Source organism: Gordonia sp. LMA484, from assembly GCF_058129505.1.
Window position 1 is genome coordinate 6,339,921 of record NZ_CM176700.1, and the last position, 17,269, is coordinate 6,357,189.

The window sequence follows — 17,269 nt, forward strand, 5'->3', positions numbered from 1 at the left end:
TTCGGTTTCCCGGCGCCCGAGGACATGAGTAGATCTACGCACAACCGCTGGGTAGTGCGCCGTGGGGGCCGGTCCGGGACCGGCTCAGTCGGTGTCGAGGCCGTGCTCGATGGCGTACCGGGTCAGCTCGACGCGGTTGGCCAGTTGAAGTTTGCGAAGCGTTGCACCCACATGGTTTTCGACGGTGCGCGGGCTGATCGAGAGACGATCGGCGATCTGCCGCGACGACAGACCCTTCGCCACCTCCCGCAGCACCTGCGTCTCACGGTCGGTGAGCACAGGGGTCTCGGGCCCGGGCGAGCGTGCGATGCGCCGGTACTCGCCCAACACGAGCCCGGCCAGTCCCGGCGTGAACACCGCCTGCCCGTCAGCGGTCGCGCGCACCGCCGCCACCAGTTCGGCGCGTTGCGCACTCTTCACCAGGTAGCCGGTTGCACCCGCCTTGATGGCGTCGAGGACGTCATCGCGTTCATCGGATGCCGACAAGACCAGGACGCGGGCCGCGGGGCACACCGCAAGCAGGTCGGCGGTGGCCGACGCGCCGCTGCCGTCGGGCATCTGCATGTCCATCAGCACCACATCGGGTTGCACGGCGCCGGCGCGGCTTACCGCCGATCGTGCGCCGTCGGCGGTGGCGACCACGTCGAAACCCTCATCGGCCAGGTCGCGGGCCACGCCGTCGCGCCACATCGGGTGGTCGTCGACCACCATCACCCGCACCGGTGTCGTCATCGGATTCGCCCCTCCTGCACCGGGATCGTCAGCTCCCATTCGGTTCCCGACCCGGGCGACGATTGCAACTGCGCCTGACCGCCCAGGTCTTCGACGCGGCCGACGATCGATCGGGCGATCCCCATCCGATTCTCCGCGCGGGCCTGTTCGACCCGGCCCGGCGCGATCCCGGCACCGTCGTCGCGCACGCTGATCACCACAGCGTCGTCGAGATCTTCGAGCAGGACGAAGCTGTGTGCGCCGTCTCCGGCGTGCAGCACCGTGTTGATCAGGATGTTGTCGACCGCGGCCACGATCTCCGTGACTGTCGGGGCAGGCAGCAGAACCGGGTCGCGCGGGGTGCTCACCGAGACGGTGTCACCGGCGAGGGCCCGTAGCGCGGAGGCGAGATCCGAAGTGTCCGAACCCGTGTCAAGACCGGCGACCGTTGGCTGGTCGGCGATGAGTCGGCGCAGACGCTGCTCCTGCTGGGCGGCGAGCCGGGCGAGTTCGGCCGTGTCGCCGCCGATCTCGGCACCACGGCGCGCCACCAGGGCGAGTACCTGCAGCACACCGTCGTGCACCTCGCGGGCCAGTCGTTCGCGCTCGGCGGCGTGGGCGGCGGCTCGGATCGCGGCGCTCATCCGCTGGTGCGTGATCCGGGCACGGGAGGCCGCCAGACCGACTGCGAGACCCGTCATGAGCAACAGCAGCAGGGTGGCGTTGCGGCCGAAGTTCCAGACGATCTCGCCTTTGACGTAGAAGTTGGTGAACCCGACCGCCGCACCGGCCAGCACGCCCCAGAGCGGTCCGCCGAGCAATGCCGCCGACAGCACGCAATTGGTCATCCACAGCGTGGTCGGCCAGGTCTGGTTGGCCGTCACCCAGTCGGTGTCGGCGACGTACGACGTCGACAGCATCAGCACCACCGACACCGCGACCTCCGAGGCCACGAACCACCACTGCCGGCCGAACCCGACCAGATAGCCGGTTGCCCACCACACGTTGGCCGCGGTCATCAGACCGAACAACGCCCAGGTGAGGCCGGGTCGTGCGAGATCGGCGTTGACCACGATCTGGAAGCCCAGCGCGTACCCGAACGAGACGAGCCGGAAGATCTGCGCGGCACGCCACAACGGGCCGACCGGGTCGTCGTCGAGTCGGCGCACCGATTCCGGGAACAGCCGGTCGAAGCCCGTCGGGATGACGGCCGAGAGTTGTCCCTTCTCGGCCATCGTCAGAACTGTGCGCAGCGGTGGCCGGTCACGCAGCGGGTGGCACGGCGCATGCTGGCTCCTCGGATCGTCGGCGTTCGGATCGTACCCTCGCCGACGTCACCGGGGTGAGAACTCACCTCGTCGTGGGCTACCGGGCTCGCTGGTCGGGTCCGACGATCGTGTTGGTGAGCACGCCGAGTCGATCCACCTCGACCTCGACCTTGTCGCCGGGCTGCAGCAGCCACGCGGGTGTGCGGGCGTATCCGACGCCCGACGGCGTGCCGGTCGCGAGCAGGTCGCCCGGCCGCAGGGTGAAGGTCCGCGAGATGTGGGCCAGGGTGTCGCCGACGGTGTAGACCATCTCGTCGGTGTGGGCGTCCTGCACAGTCTCACCGTTCACGCGGGTTGTGATGTGCAGGCCATCGCGCAGATCGCCGACATCGCCGGCGGGCACCAGCGGGCCGACCGGGCCGGAACGGTCGGCGTTCTTCCCGAGAATCCACTGCGAGGTCAGTTTCTGGGCGCGACGAGCGGTCACGTCGTTGAAGGTCGAATAGCCGACCACCGTGGCCAGCGCCTCCTCCGGGGTCGCGTCGACGAGTTCGCCGCCGACCCACGCCATCACTTCACCCTCCCAGTCGAGACCGTCCTCGTTGGCGGGCACCGGGATCTCGTCGCCGTCGGCGGCCAGCGACGCCGACCAGCGGGCGAACAGCGTGGGGTACTCCGGCAGCGCTTCGCCCGCGAAGCTGCCCTCGGCGACGTGCTTGAGGTAGTTCAGCCCGATACAGATGACCCGGGCCTGCGGGAGCACCGGCGGCACGATCGTGACCTGGTCCCGTCGCAGCACCTCGCCTGCAGCGGGACGGGCCAGATAGCCTGCCGCGTCCGCCCAGAACTCCTCCAGACCTGCGACGACGGTGACCGATGCGCCGTCGTCGGCCAGGTCGGCCACCTCCACCCGATCCTCGCCCGCGCGTGTGATCCCTACGACTCGCATCCGTGTCTCCATTTCTCGATCAGGATTAAAACCCTCAAAGCCTTCTAAACCTTCGAAGGTTTATGGTTCTATGGAGACTATGCCGGATAACGCACCCCGTAAGCAAGGGTCAGATGTCGCGTCGCGGCGGATGCTGGACGCGAAGCCGGGTGCCCTCACTCAGCGCACCCGGGCCGAACAACTCGCCGCGGCCCTTGATGACCGCATCCGCGAGGGCGGACTCGCCGCCGGGGAGTCGATCGGGACGCTGGAATCGCTGCGCGCAGAGTCCGGGTTCGCCTATTCGACGGTCAGTGAAGCCGTGCGGCTGCTGCGCGACCGCGGGGTGATCGAGATCCGCCCGGGCCGGGGTGGCGGACTGTTCGTCGCCGAGGCCGGTCCGGTGGTGCGGATGCGGCATACCTTGCTCAACGTCGCCGAACATCCCGCGACGGTCGCCGATGCCATCGAGTTGCGCGACCACCTCGAGGTCCTGATCGACGTGGCCGCCGCACGCCATTGCACCCGCCGCGACATCGGTGACCTCACGACCCTGCTGTCTGCGATGGAGGCGGCCGAAACCTGGGACGACTTCCTGCATGCCAACTGGGCATTGCACGAGCGGATCGCGCAGATCTGTCCCAACGAGATGGCGCGCGCGGTGTACGTCGGCACCCTCGGTCACCTCAACGCGACGTCGCCGCACATCGACGACCATGCAGCCGACACATACCGCCGCAACCGCTTCCAGATCCATGTCGACCTCGTCGACGCCATTGCTTCGGGTGACGAACCCGCCGTGCGGGAGGTCGTCTCCCGCCACAACACCGCTGTGTGAGAGGAAGACCACGATGACCGGAGAATTCCGTCAATACATGTTCGATCACGACCATCCGCGTCTGGCCGACGTCCGCGGTATGGATGCCTACACCTACCGCAAGGCCTCGCGGGAGGAGGGCACCTTCACCGGCGGCTTGGTCGCCGGGTGGACTCCCCTGTATCTCAACGAGTTCCGCGGTGTCACCGAGGACGGGACGCTGCGCGACGTGCATCACTTCGAACCGGCACGCCCGGGGGAGGAGGCGCCGGTCGCGGCGATGGTGGCTGCCGCCCAGGACCTGCTGGATACGCTCGATGCCGACAGCCGCGACCGCATCATGCACGCGGTCGACGCACCGGAATGGCAGACCTGGGCCAACCCCGAGTTCATGCAGTTCGACACCGGGCTTCGTCTCGAGTTCCAGCCCGAGGACGTCCGCCAGAAGGCGTTGGCATTGATGGCCGCATCGTTGAGTCCCGAGGGTTACGAACTCGCGCACAACATGATGCTGATCAACGGCTTCCTCGGCGAGGTGGTCGGCCTGCAGAGCATCCTCAACGAGTTCAGCTACAACATCGCGATCTATGGCACACCGCATCTCACCGAGCCGTGGGGATGGCATGTGTTCGGACATCACATGGCGGTCAACTGTTTCGTCGTCGAGGGACGCATGGTGATCAGTCCTTCGTTCCTAGGCGCCGAGCCTAACGAGATCGACGCCGGCGAGCAGGCCGGTGTCGAGTCTTTCACTCCACGCATTGATCTCGGACTTCAGCTGATGGCGGCACTGACGCCCGAGCAACGCGCCGCGGCCATCCTCTTCGAGCAGATGGTCGATCCGGCGATGCCGCCGGGGCGCGTGCACTCCGGAGACGAGCGGCATCTCGCCGGAGCCTTCCAGGACAACCGGCAGATCCCGTTCGAGGGCATCCGCGTCGCCGAGATGTCTTCCGAAGCGCAGGAACTCGTGTTCGCCATCGTCGACGCCTTCGTCGCCCTGCTGCCCGACGGTCCGCGCGCCGCCAAGATGCGGGAGGTCCGAGAGCACCTGGCCGACACCTGGTTCAGCTGGATCGGTGGTCATGAGGCCGGCGACGTGTTCTATTACCGCATCCAGTCGCCGGTGGTCATCGTCGAACTCGATCACCACTGCGGCGTGTTCCTCGAGTACGACACCCCGAAGCCGTTCCACATCCACAACGTGCTGCGTACCCCACACGGAAACGATTACGGCCGTGCGTATCTGCGGCAGTGGCAGCGCGAGCACGCATGAGTGGCCGCTCCCTGTGAAGCTGCACGTTTCCGCTCCCCGAGGAGCTGCGAGCCGCTAGGCGAATGCAGCACCCTTTCGCTCCCTTAAGGAACGGGCGAGCATCCCACTCGGTCCCTGATGGCCCGCGAGGAACGAGCGAGGGTTACCACCCCGTCCCTGAGCTGAGGAGCCCGCGAGGGTTACCACCCGCTCCGTGAGGAGCGCGCGGGGGTTACCACCCGGTCCCTGATGGGCGCGCAAGGAACGAGCGAGGGTTACCACCCGCTCCCTGAGCTTGAGTTTTAAGCTGTGGGACGTGTGGGGCTGATGGGTTTGGTGTTACTCGGCGTGTCGTGTGTGCAAGACGGCCACCGCCTGTTCCTCTTGAGGTTCATGCGAAGAGCCTCGAGAGAACGCAGGTGGTGGCCGTGTCTTTCAGTGTGCCCGATGTGTCGGCGGTCGACCAACTCGGCGCGCGGGCGCACGCCGAACTGGCAGCGTTTCGCCACACCGTCTATCACGCGATGACCGCGCGGCGCGATGGGTTGTTCGAGGTGACCGACGCCGTGCTGTGTTCGGCGGGGCCGGTCAACACCTTCGTCGAGTTGTCCCTGGCCCGCGAACACCGCCGCAGTCACGGCGGTTTGTACGATGCCATCAATTGCGGTGCAATCGATATCGACAAGGTTCGGGATGCGTTGGCGGCCGGGCCGCTGCCCCGCGATACCGACGGGCGCCTGGTCCTGGCCGTCGATGTCAGCCCGTGGCTACGCCCGGACGCCCCCACCAGCCCCGAACGCGCGTTCTGCCACGTCTACGGACGTGGGAAGCGGGCGCAAGCGCAGATGATCCCCGGCTGGCAGTACTCGGTAGTCGCCGTCCTCGAACCCGGCCGCAGTTCCTGGACCGCGGTGCTCGACACGCAGCGACTACATCCCGACGACGATGCCACCGAAGTCACCGCCACCCAACTCCGCGCGGTGATCGCCCGGCTCCGCACCGCCGGCCAACACCGTCGGGGCGACCCCGACATCCTGATCGTCTTCGACGCCGGCTACGACCTGCCGCTGCTGGCCTTCCTGCTGGCCGACCTGCCCGTGGTGATCCTGGGCCGGATGCGCTCTGACCGGGTCCTGTTCGGGCCGCCACCACCCCCGGCCGCCGCCGGCCGCCCGGCCCGCCACGGACCCCGGCTGGCCTTCGCCGACCCCCACGACCAGCCCACACCGACGGCGGTCACCACCACCGAGACCAGCCGCTACGGCACCGCCACCGCCACCGCCTGGCACCGCCAGCACCCCCGCCTCGAGCGCCGCGGACTCTGGACCCGCCACCGCGGACTGCTGCCGATCGTCGAGGGCACCGTCATCCGCCTCACCGTCGACCATCTCCCCGGTGACCGCCACCCCCAGCCCGTCTGGCTCTGGTGTTCTGACCCCGAACTCCAAGCGGCACAACAGGATCGGTTCTGGCAACTCTACCTCCGCCGATTCGACCTCGAACACACCTTCCGACTGTTCAAACAAACCCTGGGCTGGACCGCCCCCAAAATCCGCAGCCCCCAATCCGCCGACCGCTGGACCTGGCTGATCATCATCGCCTACACCCAACTACGCCTGGCCCGACCCCTCGCCGAAGACGCCCGCCGCCCCTGGGAAAAAACCCGCCCCACCCCAACGCCTGACCCCCGCCCGCGTCCGCCGCGGGTTTCCCCGCATCCACGCCACCCTGCCCCCTCTGGCCAGCGCGCCAAAACCCAGCAAACCCGGCCCCGGACGCCCCAAAGGCACCCCCAACACCCGCCCCGCCACCCGCCACCACATCGGAAAACACCACTCCACCACCAAAAACAAACAGAAAACGACCAAACCCAAAGGATAAAACTCAAGCTGAGGAGCCCGCGAGGAACGAGCGAGCGTCACCACCCGGTCCCTGAGGAGCCCGCGAGGAACGAGCGAGCGTCACCACCCGGTCCCTGAGCCTGGATCTTTCATGTTTGTTTGGGGTGTTCGGCGTGGGAAATGCGAAAGTGCCTACCTGGCAAGGGATTATTGAATCTCCACAACACAATAATTCCTGGCAGAAAGGCACTTCGCAGGTGAAGCATAACCGCTATCCCCGTCTGGTTGTCGATGATCAACGCCGCGAGTCGCTGACGAGTTCGTCGGGGGCGTTGCTGCTGCGTGACGCGGCGCAGGTCGCGGGCCTGGACGAGGCGTTATCGGCGGCGTTGGCGCCGTGGACCTCGCCGCGGGCCACCCATGATCCGGGCCTGATGCTGCTGGATCTGGCGATCGCGTTGGCTCTGGGCGGTGACTGCGCGGCCGACGTGGCGATCGTGCGAGCCCAACCCGACCTGTTCGGGCCGGTGGCCTCGGATGCGACGTTCTCCCGGCTGATCAGCGTGTTGGCCGACGACCTGAGCACGGCGCTACCGGCGATCCGCGCCGCGCGTGCCGCGGCCCGCACCCGGGTATGGACGCGGGCGCGCCCGCTGGCCGGAACACCCGGCACCCGCGATGGGGGGCAGGTGATCGTCGATCTCGACGCCACCACCATCGGTGCGCATTCACTCAAAGAACACGCCCAACTGACCTACAAACGCCAGTTCGGGCATTCCCCGATGTGCGCGTTCGTCGATCACGGCCAGTACGGCACCGGCGAACCACTGATCATCGATCTACGCCGCGGCGGCGCCTCCCCACAAGGCGCCGACCTGCACATCAACACCACGACCGCCGCGCTGGCCCAACTGCCCGCCGCCGAACGCCCCCAGGTGCTGCTCCGCACCGACGCCGGCGGCTGTTCCAAAAAATTCCTCAGGTTCCTGCGCGCCGAGAAACTCGCGTACTCGATCGGGTTCACCCTCTACGACAACGTCAAAACCGCCATCGCCGCGCTGCCCGAGCAGGCCTGGCGCGATGCGTTCAACGGTGACGAACAACCCCGCAACGGCGCCCAGGTCGCCGAGCTCACCGACCTGATCGTCCCCGCCGCCGACCCCACCGACCCCTGGCCGGCCGGGATGCGCGTCATCGTGCGCCGCGAATACCCCGACCCCGGCGCCCAACTACGCCTGACCGACATCGACGGCCGCCGCTACACTGCGTTCGCCACCAACACCCGCGGCACCGGCTGGACCCTGCCGGTCCTGGAACTACGCCACCGCCAACGCGCCCGCGCCGAAGACCGCATCCGCAACCTCAAAGACACCGGCATGGCCAACCTGCCCTTCCACGAGTTCACCAAAAACCAGATCTGGCTCGAAATCGTCTGCCTGGCCGCCGAACTCTTGGCCTGGACCCAAACCCTATGCTGGCCCGAACACCACCCCGCGCGCCTCTTCGAACCCAAACGCATGCGCCTATGCATCCTCGCCGTGGCCGGACGCACCATCCACACCGGCCGACGCCACCTGCTACGACTACCCCGCGGCTGGCCCTACAACGACCTCATCTACCAGGGCTACACCGCCCTGCACGCCGCCTGACACACCACACAGCAGCCCCTGCCCCTCAACCCAGGACCCGAAGAACCGGCGAACACCAGCGCCGGCGATCACCCACACCCACACCACACCAACCCCACACCCAGCCGCCGAAACCCCCAACCCACCACCACATGAAAGATCGAGGCTGAGGAGCCCGCGAGGAACGAGCGAGCGTCACGAAGGGCGAGCCGAACCGCACGATCTCCGACGCAGTTTCCAAAGGGTGGAAACACCCCTGTGGGGGGCTCGCGCGCTGAGCGATGGTGATGGGCATCACGTCGTTCGAAACGGAGTAACCCATGTCCCAGCATCACGCCTATATCCGCCGCGAGACCATGATCAGCATTGCCATCAACACGGTCCTCAGCTTCCTGTTCTTCTGGGCGGTGTTCGGCATGGGTCGACCGGTGCCGGTGTGGGGTCTCGGGAACTATGTGTTCGATTTTGCGCCCCAGGGCTTCATGATCGCGCTGATGTCGACTCTCGTACCCGGTGTGATGGCCGGAAAGGCGCTGCGCGCCGGGCGGATCGCCCCGTGGACGAGGGGCAGTCGCTTGCCCGCGGGGCTCTGGCCGCGAGCTCTGGTACTGGCGGTGGGGTCAGCCCTGACCGGCGTTGTGCTCGCCGCAGTGCTGATGGCCCTCACAGGTGCCTCGGTGTTGCCTTTCGCAGCCGCGTTGGCGGGAAAGCTGGTCTTCGGTGCGGCGCTGGCCGCCGTCGTGACGCCAATCAGCCTGCGCGCGGCGCTATCCGGCGAGACATCGCCCACCGCCGCCGCGGTGCCGCGCGCACAGTCGCTGTGATTTTTCCACAAGGTGAAAACACGGCTGTGCAGCGTCTGCCAATTCCGGAACTGTGTGAGCAGTCACAGACAACGTCTGTCATAACGGGAGGTCACATGAACACCCTTCACCCTTCGCAACGATCCCGACTACCGATCTACCTGCTCTGCTGGGTGTGTCTGGTCGCCGACGGATACGACCTGATGGTGTACGGCGCCACCCTGCCCAGCCTCATCGGGCACCCACCCTTTGATCTCACCGTCAGCCAGGGCGGACACATTGCCAGTCTTGCTCTGGCCGGCATGCTCGTCGGGTCGCTCGTCGCCGGCACCCTCACCGACGTCCTGGGCCGCCGCCGCCTCTTTCTGCTCAGCGTGACCGTGTTCTCGGTCGGCATGCTGCTGACCGCCGTGGCCGCGAATCTCACCTGGTTTGTGGTGTTCCGCACCCTCACCGGATTCGGTGTCGGCGGGCTCCTCCCGTCGGCGGTGGCGTTGGCCAGCGAGTTCGCCGGCGGCGCCCGACGTTCCCGCACAATCGGCTTCGTCCTGACCGGTCCGCCCACGGGCATGGTCCTGGCCGCCTTGTTCTCGGCGTGGCTGGTGCCGCTGCACGGATTTCGGCCGGTCTACGCTCTCGGCGGCGTGATGCTGCTGATGGTGCCGGTGCTCTGGAAGTTGCTGCCCGAATCCCCGGCCTACCTCGCCGTGACCGGGCGTGCGGACGAGGCGTCGGCGCTGCGGACGCGCTACGACCTGCCCGCTGCTCCGGCCACCACCGCGGGCCGCGGCGGAGTGCGCGACCTGTTGGCGAAGTCGACCCTGCGACCGACCCTGCTGATCTGGCTGACCACGTTCTTCAGCCTGCTCACCGCTTTCGGCATCACCACCTGGCTGCCACAGGTCATGGCGAAGTCGGGCTATGGGCTGGGGTCCTCGATCACCTTCCTGCTCGTCTACTGCCTCGGCGCGGTCGTCGGTACCCTGATCGCCTCCAGGCTCGCGGATCGGATCGGTCCGAAACGCCTGGTCGTCGCCGGCTACCTGATCGCGGCGTGCGCCCTGGTCGCGATCACGTTCCGTCCGTCCACCCCGGTGCTCGTGCTGCTGGTCCTGCTGGCCGGTTACGGCGGCCTCGGCACGCAGAACATCCTCAACGACTTCATCGCCCGCTTCTACCCGGACCGCAGTCGCGCAAGCGGATTGGGTTGGGCGCTCGGCGTCGGCCGAGTCGGTGCGATCATCGGACCGACCTACGGCGCCTGGGCCATCGGTGCGTCGACGCCGTTGGTCGCCACCGGAATCGCCTTCGCCGTCACGGCGCTGCTCGGCGGCGTGGTGATGTCGACCATCCCGAACCGGGGGCATGCCGCCGAGGAATCCGAGCCGTCCGTGCCGGAGGACAGCGTCGGTGAACAACCCGATGCGCGCATCACCGGGACGGTCGACCGATGAACTCGCACAGCACATCTGCACCACAGCTCCCCGGTGAGGTCGACGTCCTCATCGCCGGCGGCGGCCCGAGTGGACTCTTCCTGGCGCTCGATCTCGCGCAGCGTGGCATCACCTCGCACGTCCTCGAGCCGCGCGCCGAGATGGACTGGACCCGCCCCCGGGCGAAGACGACCAACGCGCGGACGATGACCCACCTGCGCCGGATCGGATTGGCCGATCGACTGCGTGCGGCCTCGCCGCTGTCGGTGGACTACTCCCAGGATGTGATCTTCTGTTCGTCGCTGGACGGGCATGAACTCACCCGATTCCCGGAAGCGTTCCAGCTGGTGTCCGGCCGCTACGACCTGCAGCCCGAATGTGGCCAGCAGGTGGCGCAGCCGGTCGTCGAGGAGGTGTTGCGTGACGCCGTGATCGCCAGTGAGCGAGCGCATCTGCACCTCGGGTCGGCATATGTCGAGTCCACTCCGGTGCCCCGAGGGCGTGCGGTCGTGGTACGCGATGCGGACGGGACGAACCGCACGGTGACCTGCCGCTACCTGATCGGCGCCGACGGCGTCTCCTCCGCGGTGCGACGCAGTCTCGGGGTCCGCCTCGAAGGGAGTTCGGCCACGAAGTCCAACCTCGGCGTGCTCTTCCGCTCGGAGCAGTTGGGCGACCTCGTCGAGCTCGACCCCGCGGTGCAGTACTGGGTCGTCGGCAGCCGCTACGCCGGCATGGTGGGACCGCTTGATCGAGAAGGACTGTGGTGGAGCATCATCCAAGGCTACGATCCGGACAAGCCGCAGTTCCGTGATGTGCCTGCCGCAGAGATCGTGCGGTCACTGATCGGCGTGGACGCCGACGTGGACGTGATCGCGGAGGACCCGTGGACCGCCCGGATGCTGTTGTCGCCCACCTACCGCCAGGATCAGGTCTTCCTCGTCGGGGATGCCGCCCATGCCAATCCGCCGTGGGGTGGGCATGGCTTCAACACCTGTATCGGGGACGCAGCCAACCTCGCATGGAAACTCGCTGCGGTACTCCACGGTTGGGCGGGGCCGCACCTGCTCGACAGCTACGAAGCCGAACGGCGGCCCGTCGCCCGGCGGACGATCGACGACGCCGCGGCCAACGGGTCGACGCTGGCCGATGACGTGCAGGATCCAGACCTCGACGCCGACGGGCCGGTCGGTGCCGCCGCCCGCGCCCGCGCCGCCGAGCGGCTCGCCGTCAAGGAGTCCGAGTTCTCCTCGCTGGGTCTGGTCCTGGGCTACGACTATGCGGAATCACCCCTGGTGACCCCGGCCGGTTCCGCACCGCCGGTGGCAGATCCGATCATCTACCGGGCGTCGGCCGCACCCGGATGTCTCCTCCCGCATGCGTGGCTACCGGACGGCAGATCGCTCTATGACCTCGTCGGGCTGGGCTACAGCCTCCTCGCCACAGACGACGCCGATCCGTCCGATCTCCGATCGGTGGCGGATGCCGCCTCGACTGCCGGATTGCCCTTGCAGACACATCGAATCGCCGACCGTGAGATCACAGACACCTGGGAGGCGGGCATGGTGCTCGTGCGCCCTGATCATCACGTGGCCTGGCGGGGAGATGACATCGTGGCGGCGGTCGAGGGTCTGCGCCGCGCGGCGGGTCACCTGGCGGCAGCGCTGGTGTCCTGACGTCTGTGCGGCTGATCGAGTAGGTTCCGACCAGCGGGTGGGTGCCTTTCCGCTGATCGAGTAGGTTCCGAGCCACTGGGCGAGGGAGCGTATCGAGATCGTGGTCGGGCGTGCCGGGTCTCGATACGCGACTCACTTCGTTCGCTGCTACTCGACCGGCGGGTGGGTGCCTTTTTGCTGATCGAGTAGGTTCCGAGCCGCTGGGCGAGGGAGCGTATCGAGATCGTGGTCGGGCGCGTCGGGTCTCGATACGCGACTCACTTCGTTCGCTGCTACTCGACCAGCGGGTGGTGAGGCGCTGCTTCACGACCAGCGGGTGGTGGGGTTCGCTGCTTCTCGACCGGCGGTGGTGGGGTCGCGGGGGCTTGACCAGAGCGTGGGCGAAACACTCCGCTACGAACCAGGTCGCCTCGCGTACCTCGGTGCACCCAGGTCGCGAGAGATTGCCCGCGCCGCGGCCCGCACCGCGGGTATCAGCGGTAAGGGGCTCGACCCGGTGGCTTCGACCACGACACTGACTGCAGCGCAACATGAGTCGTCGCGATCCCAGATCGGGGCGGCGACGGTGAGGATCGGGCTTGGGGAGTCACGTCGCAGCACGGCGTACCCCTGCCTGCGGATGTCGGCGAGGTCGCGTCGCAACGCGACCGGGTCGAGCACTGTTCCTTCGGGCTCTCGAACAAGGGGGCCGTCGAGCACTGTTTCCTGAACGGCGGCATCGGCATTCGCGAGCAGCGCGAGTCCGGACCCGGTGGAGTGCAACGGCATGTGCCCGCCGACCCGATAGTGCAGGCGTGCGGCCGTCCGATGCGAGATGCGTTCGACCAACAGCGCCTCGTCGTGCTCGCGGACGGCCAGCTGGACGTGCTGATGGGTTGCCTCGGCCAGATCGCCGAGATACGGCATCGCCACCTCGCGCAAGCCATGCCCGCGTGGTGCCAGCGACGCCACCTCGAACAATCGCAGTCCGATGATGAGACGCCCGTCCGCGCGTCGCTCCAATGCTCCCCACGCCAACAACCTGCGCGTGAGGCGGTGCACTGTGCTGACCGGGAATCCGGTGGTGGTGCTCAGTTCGGTCAGCGACAGCGCGGGGCGTTCCGGACTGAAGGCAGCCAACAGTGCCAGGGCACGATCGATCACCGGCTCGGTGGTGGCCGGCCGACGATCGCCCGTCTTCGGTACCTCGCCGGGCATTGCTCCTTTGTGCTCCTGTCGTGCCCCGCGCGTCGCGTGGGTCGGATGTCGACTCTGTGCTGAGCCTACGATCCGGGCTCGTCGCCGGATCGCGAATGGCCCGGACTCGGCGCGGGGGCCACTCATACAGGTGCCGGTTGCGCGCCGACGCCCAGCTCGTACCGGCGGATTCGCCTGCTCTCCCGGTCGGCCCGGGGCGCCGCGAGCTCCGACAGCTCGGTGGCGAGGGCATCGAGGACGTCATGGCAGAACGCCTCAGGGTGGGTGGCAGCGTCCGGGTTCTCGGCGACCACGACATCCACCAGCCCCGAATCGAGCAGGCTCGGACACCCGATCTCCTGGGTGTCCGACAGTTCGGCGGCATGGTCGGCGTCGCCGTAGACGATGGCGCTGGCGCCCTCGGGCGGCAGTGGAGCCAACCAGCCGTGATCGGCGGCGATGACCCGATCGGCCGGATACAACGCCAGCGCCGCACCGCCGGTGCCTTGTCCGAGCAGCACCGACACGGTCGGGGTCGGCACCGCCAGCAGCTCGGCCAGGCACCGAGCGATCTGGCCGGCGATGCCGGATTCCTCGGCGGTTGCCGACAGTTCGGCGCCCGCGGTGTCGATGATGGTGACGAGTGGCAGATCGAGTTCAGCCGCGAGCGCCATGCCGCGTCGGGCCGCCTGGAAGCCGCGCGCAGCAATCGGAACCCCGGCCGTGCGATCCTGTCCGATCAGCACGAAGGGACGGCCGTCGAGTCGCGCGAGCGCGACGATTACCGCGTCGTCGGGAGCAGTCTGCCCGCTGCCGGACAGCCGACGGTGGCTGATGCGAGGGTTGGCGAGCAGGTCGCGCACGCCGGGACGACGCCGCTGCCGCGTGGACCGGACACAGTCCCACGCCGCGGGGCGTGAGGTGGCCGGCGGCGCGTCGTCGCGCACCTGATTCGACGATGGAGTCGCCGAGGGGGCGAGAATGTCGAGCACCGCACCGATCTCGGCGCCCAGACGAGCCACCGGGACCACGTGGTCGACCAACCCGTGCGCATGCATGTTCTCCGAGGTCTGCACCGAGGATGACAGCGATACGCCGGTGACGGCCTCGACCACCCGGGGGCCGAGGAACCCGACGAGCGCGGCGGGTTCGGCGAAGGTGAGATGGCCCAACGACCCCCAGGACGCGAGGACGCCACCGGTGGTGGGATGGCGCAGGTACACCAGATAGGGGAGGCCCGCCGCCTTGTGTTGCAGGAGCGCCGCGGTGATCCGGACCATCTGCGCGAAGGCGCGGGTGCCCTCCTGCATCCGCGTGCCACCGGAGGCGGGCAGGGCGAGGATCGGCAGGCGTTCGCGGGTGGCCGTCTCGACCGCATCGGTGATCCGCTGCGCGGTGTCGACGCCGATGGAACCGCCGAGGAAGCCGAATTCGCTGACGATCAGCATGATCCGATGCCCGCCGACGACCGCGGTGCCGGTGACCACCGCTTCGTCCACGCCCGTGGTGGCTCGTGCCCGGGCGAGTTCGTCGGCGTAGTCGGACCGATGGGCCGTGGTGATCGGCAGGTCCACGGACACCCACGTCGCGGGCGTTGCGACAGTCGCGATGACGTCGTGGGCACTGCGCCGACGAGACATCAGCGCATCCCCAGCCACGCCAGGATCTCGGCGCGATCGCCGTCCAGGGTCGGCGGCGCCAGATGATCGGTCGGCGTCGTCTCGCTGCCGTCATGGCCGAAAAACCGCAGCGGCGGACCAGGCAGCGTGACCTGCCCCAGGGTCGCGTGCTCGACGTCGAGCAGCAACCCCTGCGAGCGGGTTTGCTCCCATTCGTAGACCTCGCGCACGTTACGCACCTTGCCGGCCGGAACGCCGATCTCGGCAAGGCGCTCGAGCAGCGGGGCGGTGTCGTATTCGGAGAACACCTTCTCGACCAGTTCGATGACGACCTGCCGGTTCGCCACTCGTTCGGGATTCGTCGCCATGCCCTCGGTGGCGGGGTCGACATCGAACCCGGCGCAGAAGCGTTGCCACAAACCCTCACTACCGACAGCGATCTGTACGGCGCCGTCGGCGGTCGGGAACAGACCGTATGGGCTGATCGACGGATGATGATTGCCCATGGCCGCGCCGACCTCGCCGCCCACCGTCCACTTGGTGCCCTGGAATCCGTGGATGCCGATCACCGAGGCCAGCAGGGATGTCCGCACCACCTGGCCCCGCCCCGTCGACTGCCGCTCGTGCAGCGCAGCGAGAACGCCGTAGGCGCCGTACATGCCGGCCAGTAGATCGGCGATGGGCACCCCGACCTTCTGGAAGTCGTCGGGATTTGACCCGGTCAGCGACATCAGGCCGGCCTCACCCTGGGCGATCTGGTCGTAGCCGGACCGTCCGCCCTCCGGGCCGTCGTGGCCGAAACCGGTGATCGACAGCACCACGCAGCGCGGATTGAGCTCCGCGATCCGCTCGTGGTCGAAACCGAGTCGGTCGAGGACGCCGGTGCGGAAGTTCTCGATGAGCACGTCGCAGCGGCGTATCAACTCCTCGAGAGTCGCGCGACCATCGGGTGACTTGAGGTCGAGCGCGATCGACTTCTTGTTGCGGTTCGCGGACAGGAAGTACGTCGATTCGCGGTCGCCGGCCTCCGGAGTGACGAACGGCGGACCCCACCCGCGGGTGTCGTCGCCGCCGTTGGGTGTTTCGACCTTGATGACCTCGGCACCGAGGTCGCCGAGCATCATCGCCGCGTGTGGCCCGGCGAGGGCGCGGGTCAGATCGGCGACCACCACCCCTCCGAGCGGCTTACCGCCGCGTGCGGAAGTGGAGTCGGTGTCCGTCGGTGTCGCGGTAGGGGGCATCGTGAGACTCCGATCAGAAATGGCGCAGTGGGCTGTTGGCTCAGTGGACTAGCCACTGAGCCAAGCGTGCACTGTGGCGCCCCGGAATGTCAACAGTCGTTCGGCGGGCTTTGCGTGTGATCTCGCGCCCGGTCCGCCGGGATAGGATCGCCACAGGAGGTGGATCAGTGGCTGAGCAACTGCGCCGGGTCGCCAGGCCACGGCTGTACGAGGTGATCGTCGAGCAACTGTGCGCGCACATCATCGACAAGGATCTGCAACCCGGTGATCGTCTCGCCGCCGAACGTGACCTCGCCGCCCAACTGGGCGTCAGCCGGGCCTCCCTCAGCCAGGCGCTGGTGGCGCTCGAGGTTCAGGGCATCGTCTCGGTGCGGCACGGCGACGGAGCGGTGCTGGTTCGTCGGCCGATCGAAGACGCCGCGGTCCGGGCCCTGCGCGAGCATGCCGACCGCCTGCCCGAGGTGCTCGAGGCCCGAGAAGCGCTCGAGGTGAAGCTCGCGGAGCTGGCCGCCAAGCGTCGGGCCGACGACGAGATGGCTGCCATCGATACGGCGATCGCGCAGATGTCCGCGGAGGTCGATCGCGGCGAGCGTGGCGAAAAGGGTGACGAACTGTTTCACGAGGCCATCACCGCCGCGGCGCACTCGCCGTTGCTGGCCAAGCTCATGGCCGAGATCTCCGGCCTGATCCGCGAGACACGGATGGAGTCGCTGTCACAGGAGGGCCGGCCGGAGCTGTCGTTGACCGCGCACCGCCGCATCGCCGACGCGATTCGCAACCAGGATCCCACCGAGGCGGCGCGGGCGATGGCCGATCACATCAGCATGGTGTCGGACGTGGCGTTGCTGCGTGAGGACGATGGAGGCGCGTGAG

General features: G+C 68.0%; 14 protein-coding genes. 8 read left to right on the forward strand and 6 right to left on the reverse strand.

What is annotated here, in order from left to right; translation table 11 throughout:
* Positions 1–84 precede the first annotated feature (84 nt).
* The 3 genes from AC4AMJ_RS28175 to AC4AMJ_RS28185 all read right to left on the reverse strand — a co-directional run bounded on the left by AC4AMJ_RS28175 (position 85) and on the right by AC4AMJ_RS28185 (position 2,928).
* Positions 85–732, reverse strand: coding sequence for a response regulator (locus AC4AMJ_RS28175; protein WP_489916243.1), 648 nt, complete (start codon positions 730–732; stop codon positions 85–87).
* The gene (gene macS / locus AC4AMJ_RS28180; protein ID WP_489916245.1) at positions 729–1,946 is read right to left on the reverse strand and encodes a MacS family sensor histidine kinase; all 1,218 of its coding nucleotides are present in this window, start codon (positions 1,944–1,946) and stop codon (positions 729–731) included. Before macS ends, AC4AMJ_RS28175 begins: the two co-directional genes overlap by 4 nt.
* A gap of 130 nt (positions 1,947–2,076) precedes the next feature.
* Complete coding sequence (locus tag AC4AMJ_RS28185; protein WP_489916247.1) at positions 2,077–2,928, reverse strand: fumarylacetoacetate hydrolase family protein; 852 nt, start codon at positions 2,926–2,928, stop codon at positions 2,077–2,079.
* A gap of 79 nt (positions 2,929–3,007) precedes the next feature.
* Here AC4AMJ_RS28185 and AC4AMJ_RS28190 point away from each other — a divergent pair, with 79 nt between their 5' ends.
* The 7 genes from AC4AMJ_RS28190 (at position 3,008) to AC4AMJ_RS28220 (ending at position 12,360) form a co-directional block, all read left to right on the forward strand.
* Positions 3,008–3,745 carry a FadR/GntR family transcriptional regulator gene (locus AC4AMJ_RS28190; RefSeq protein WP_489916249.1) on the forward strand — a complete coding sequence of 246 codons (738 nt, stop codon included), beginning with the start codon at positions 3,008–3,010 and terminating at the stop codon, positions 3,743–3,745.
* A 13-nt stretch (positions 3,746–3,758) separates the two neighbouring features.
* The gene (locus tag AC4AMJ_RS28195) at positions 3,759–5,000 is read left to right on the forward strand and encodes a DUF3500 domain-containing protein (RefSeq protein WP_489916251.1); all 1,242 of its coding nucleotides are present in this window, start codon (positions 3,759–3,761) and stop codon (positions 4,998–5,000) included.
* Between the two features lie 407 nt (positions 5,001–5,407).
* Complete coding sequence (locus AC4AMJ_RS28200) at positions 5,408–6,958, forward strand: NF041680 family putative transposase (RefSeq protein ID WP_489916253.1); 1,551 nt, start codon at positions 5,408–5,410, stop codon at positions 6,956–6,958.
* A gap of 119 nt (positions 6,959–7,077) precedes the next feature.
* Positions 7,078–8,469, forward strand: coding sequence for an IS1380 family transposase (locus tag AC4AMJ_RS28205; RefSeq protein WP_489897037.1), 1,392 nt, complete (start codon positions 7,078–7,080; stop codon positions 8,467–8,469).
* A 299-nt stretch (positions 8,470–8,768) separates the two neighbouring features.
* Positions 8,769–9,272 carry a hypothetical protein gene (locus AC4AMJ_RS28210; RefSeq protein ID WP_489916255.1) on the forward strand — a complete coding sequence of 168 codons (504 nt, stop codon included), beginning with the start codon at positions 8,769–8,771 and terminating at the stop codon, positions 9,270–9,272.
* 95 nt (positions 9,273–9,367) lie between these two features.
* Positions 9,368–10,705 (forward strand): MFS transporter, encoded by a 1,338-nt coding sequence (locus AC4AMJ_RS28215; RefSeq protein WP_489916257.1) that lies wholly within the window; start codon positions 9,368–9,370, stop codon positions 10,703–10,705.
* Positions 10,702–12,360, forward strand: a complete 1,659-nt coding sequence (locus AC4AMJ_RS28220) for an FAD-dependent monooxygenase (protein ID WP_489916259.1) — start codon at positions 10,702–10,704, stop codon at positions 12,358–12,360. Before AC4AMJ_RS28215 ends, AC4AMJ_RS28220 begins: the two co-directional genes overlap by 4 nt.
* Before the next feature lie 393 nt (positions 12,361–12,753).
* On the opposite strand, the gene AC4AMJ_RS28225 is transcribed toward AC4AMJ_RS28220, so the two are convergent.
* From AC4AMJ_RS28225 to AC4AMJ_RS28235, 3 genes are all read right to left on the reverse strand, one after another.
* On the reverse strand, positions 12,754–13,557 hold the full coding sequence (locus tag AC4AMJ_RS28225) for an IclR family transcriptional regulator (RefSeq protein ID WP_489916261.1): 804 nt from the start codon (positions 13,555–13,557) through the stop codon (positions 12,754–12,756).
* A gap of 122 nt (positions 13,558–13,679) precedes the next feature.
* The gene (locus AC4AMJ_RS28230) at positions 13,680–15,176 is read right to left on the reverse strand and encodes a carboxyl transferase domain-containing protein (protein WP_489916263.1); all 1,497 of its coding nucleotides are present in this window, start codon (positions 15,174–15,176) and stop codon (positions 13,680–13,682) included.
* Positions 15,176–16,396, reverse strand: coding sequence for a CaiB/BaiF CoA transferase family protein (locus tag AC4AMJ_RS28235; protein ID WP_489916265.1), 1,221 nt, complete (start codon positions 16,394–16,396; stop codon positions 15,176–15,178). Before AC4AMJ_RS28235 ends, AC4AMJ_RS28230 begins: the two co-directional genes overlap by 1 nt.
* Before the next feature lie 167 nt (positions 16,397–16,563).
* Between AC4AMJ_RS28235 and AC4AMJ_RS28240 the strand changes: the two genes are divergently transcribed.
* Positions 16,564–17,268, forward strand: a complete 705-nt coding sequence (locus AC4AMJ_RS28240; protein ID WP_489897799.1) for a FadR/GntR family transcriptional regulator — start codon at positions 16,564–16,566, stop codon at positions 17,266–17,268.
* The last annotated feature ends 1 nt before the right edge of the window (position 17,269 follow it).

What these genes read in the sequence shown, in the direction of transcription:
- AC4AMJ_RS28235 (WP_489916265.1), bottom strand. Translation starts at nt 16,396, where the DNA reads ATGCCCCCTACCGCGACACCGACGGACACCGACTCCACTTCCGCACGC.
- AC4AMJ_RS28220 (WP_489916259.1), top strand. Translation starts at nt 10,702, where the DNA reads ATGAACTCGCACAGCACATCTGCACCACAGCTCCCCGGTGAGGTCGAC.
- AC4AMJ_RS28195 (WP_489916251.1), top strand. Translation starts at nt 3,759, where the DNA reads ATGACCGGAGAATTCCGTCAATACATGTTCGATCACGACCATCCGCGT.
- macS (WP_489916245.1), bottom strand. Translation starts at nt 1,946, where the DNA reads ATGGCCGAGAAGGGACAACTCTCGGCCGTCATCCCGACGGGCTTCGAC.
- AC4AMJ_RS28225 (WP_489916261.1), bottom strand. Translation starts at nt 13,557, where the DNA reads ATGCCCGGCGAGGTACCGAAGACGGGCGATCGTCGGCCGGCCACCACC.
- AC4AMJ_RS28175 (WP_489916243.1), bottom strand. Translation starts at nt 732, where the DNA reads ATGACGACACCGGTGCGGGTGATGGTGGTCGACGACCACCCGATGTGG.
- AC4AMJ_RS28185 (WP_489916247.1), bottom strand. Translation starts at nt 2,928, where the DNA reads ATGCGAGTCGTAGGGATCACACGCGCGGGCGAGGATCGGGTGGAGGTG.
- AC4AMJ_RS28210 (WP_489916255.1), top strand. Translation starts at nt 8,769, where the DNA reads ATGTCCCAGCATCACGCCTATATCCGCCGCGAGACCATGATCAGCATT.
- AC4AMJ_RS28215 (WP_489916257.1), top strand. Translation starts at nt 9,368, where the DNA reads ATGAACACCCTTCACCCTTCGCAACGATCCCGACTACCGATCTACCTG.
- AC4AMJ_RS28230 (WP_489916263.1), bottom strand. Translation starts at nt 15,176, where the DNA reads ATGTCTCGTCGGCGCAGTGCCCACGACGTCATCGCGACTGTCGCAACG.
- AC4AMJ_RS28190 (WP_489916249.1), top strand. Translation starts at nt 3,008, where the DNA reads ATGCCGGATAACGCACCCCGTAAGCAAGGGTCAGATGTCGCGTCGCGG.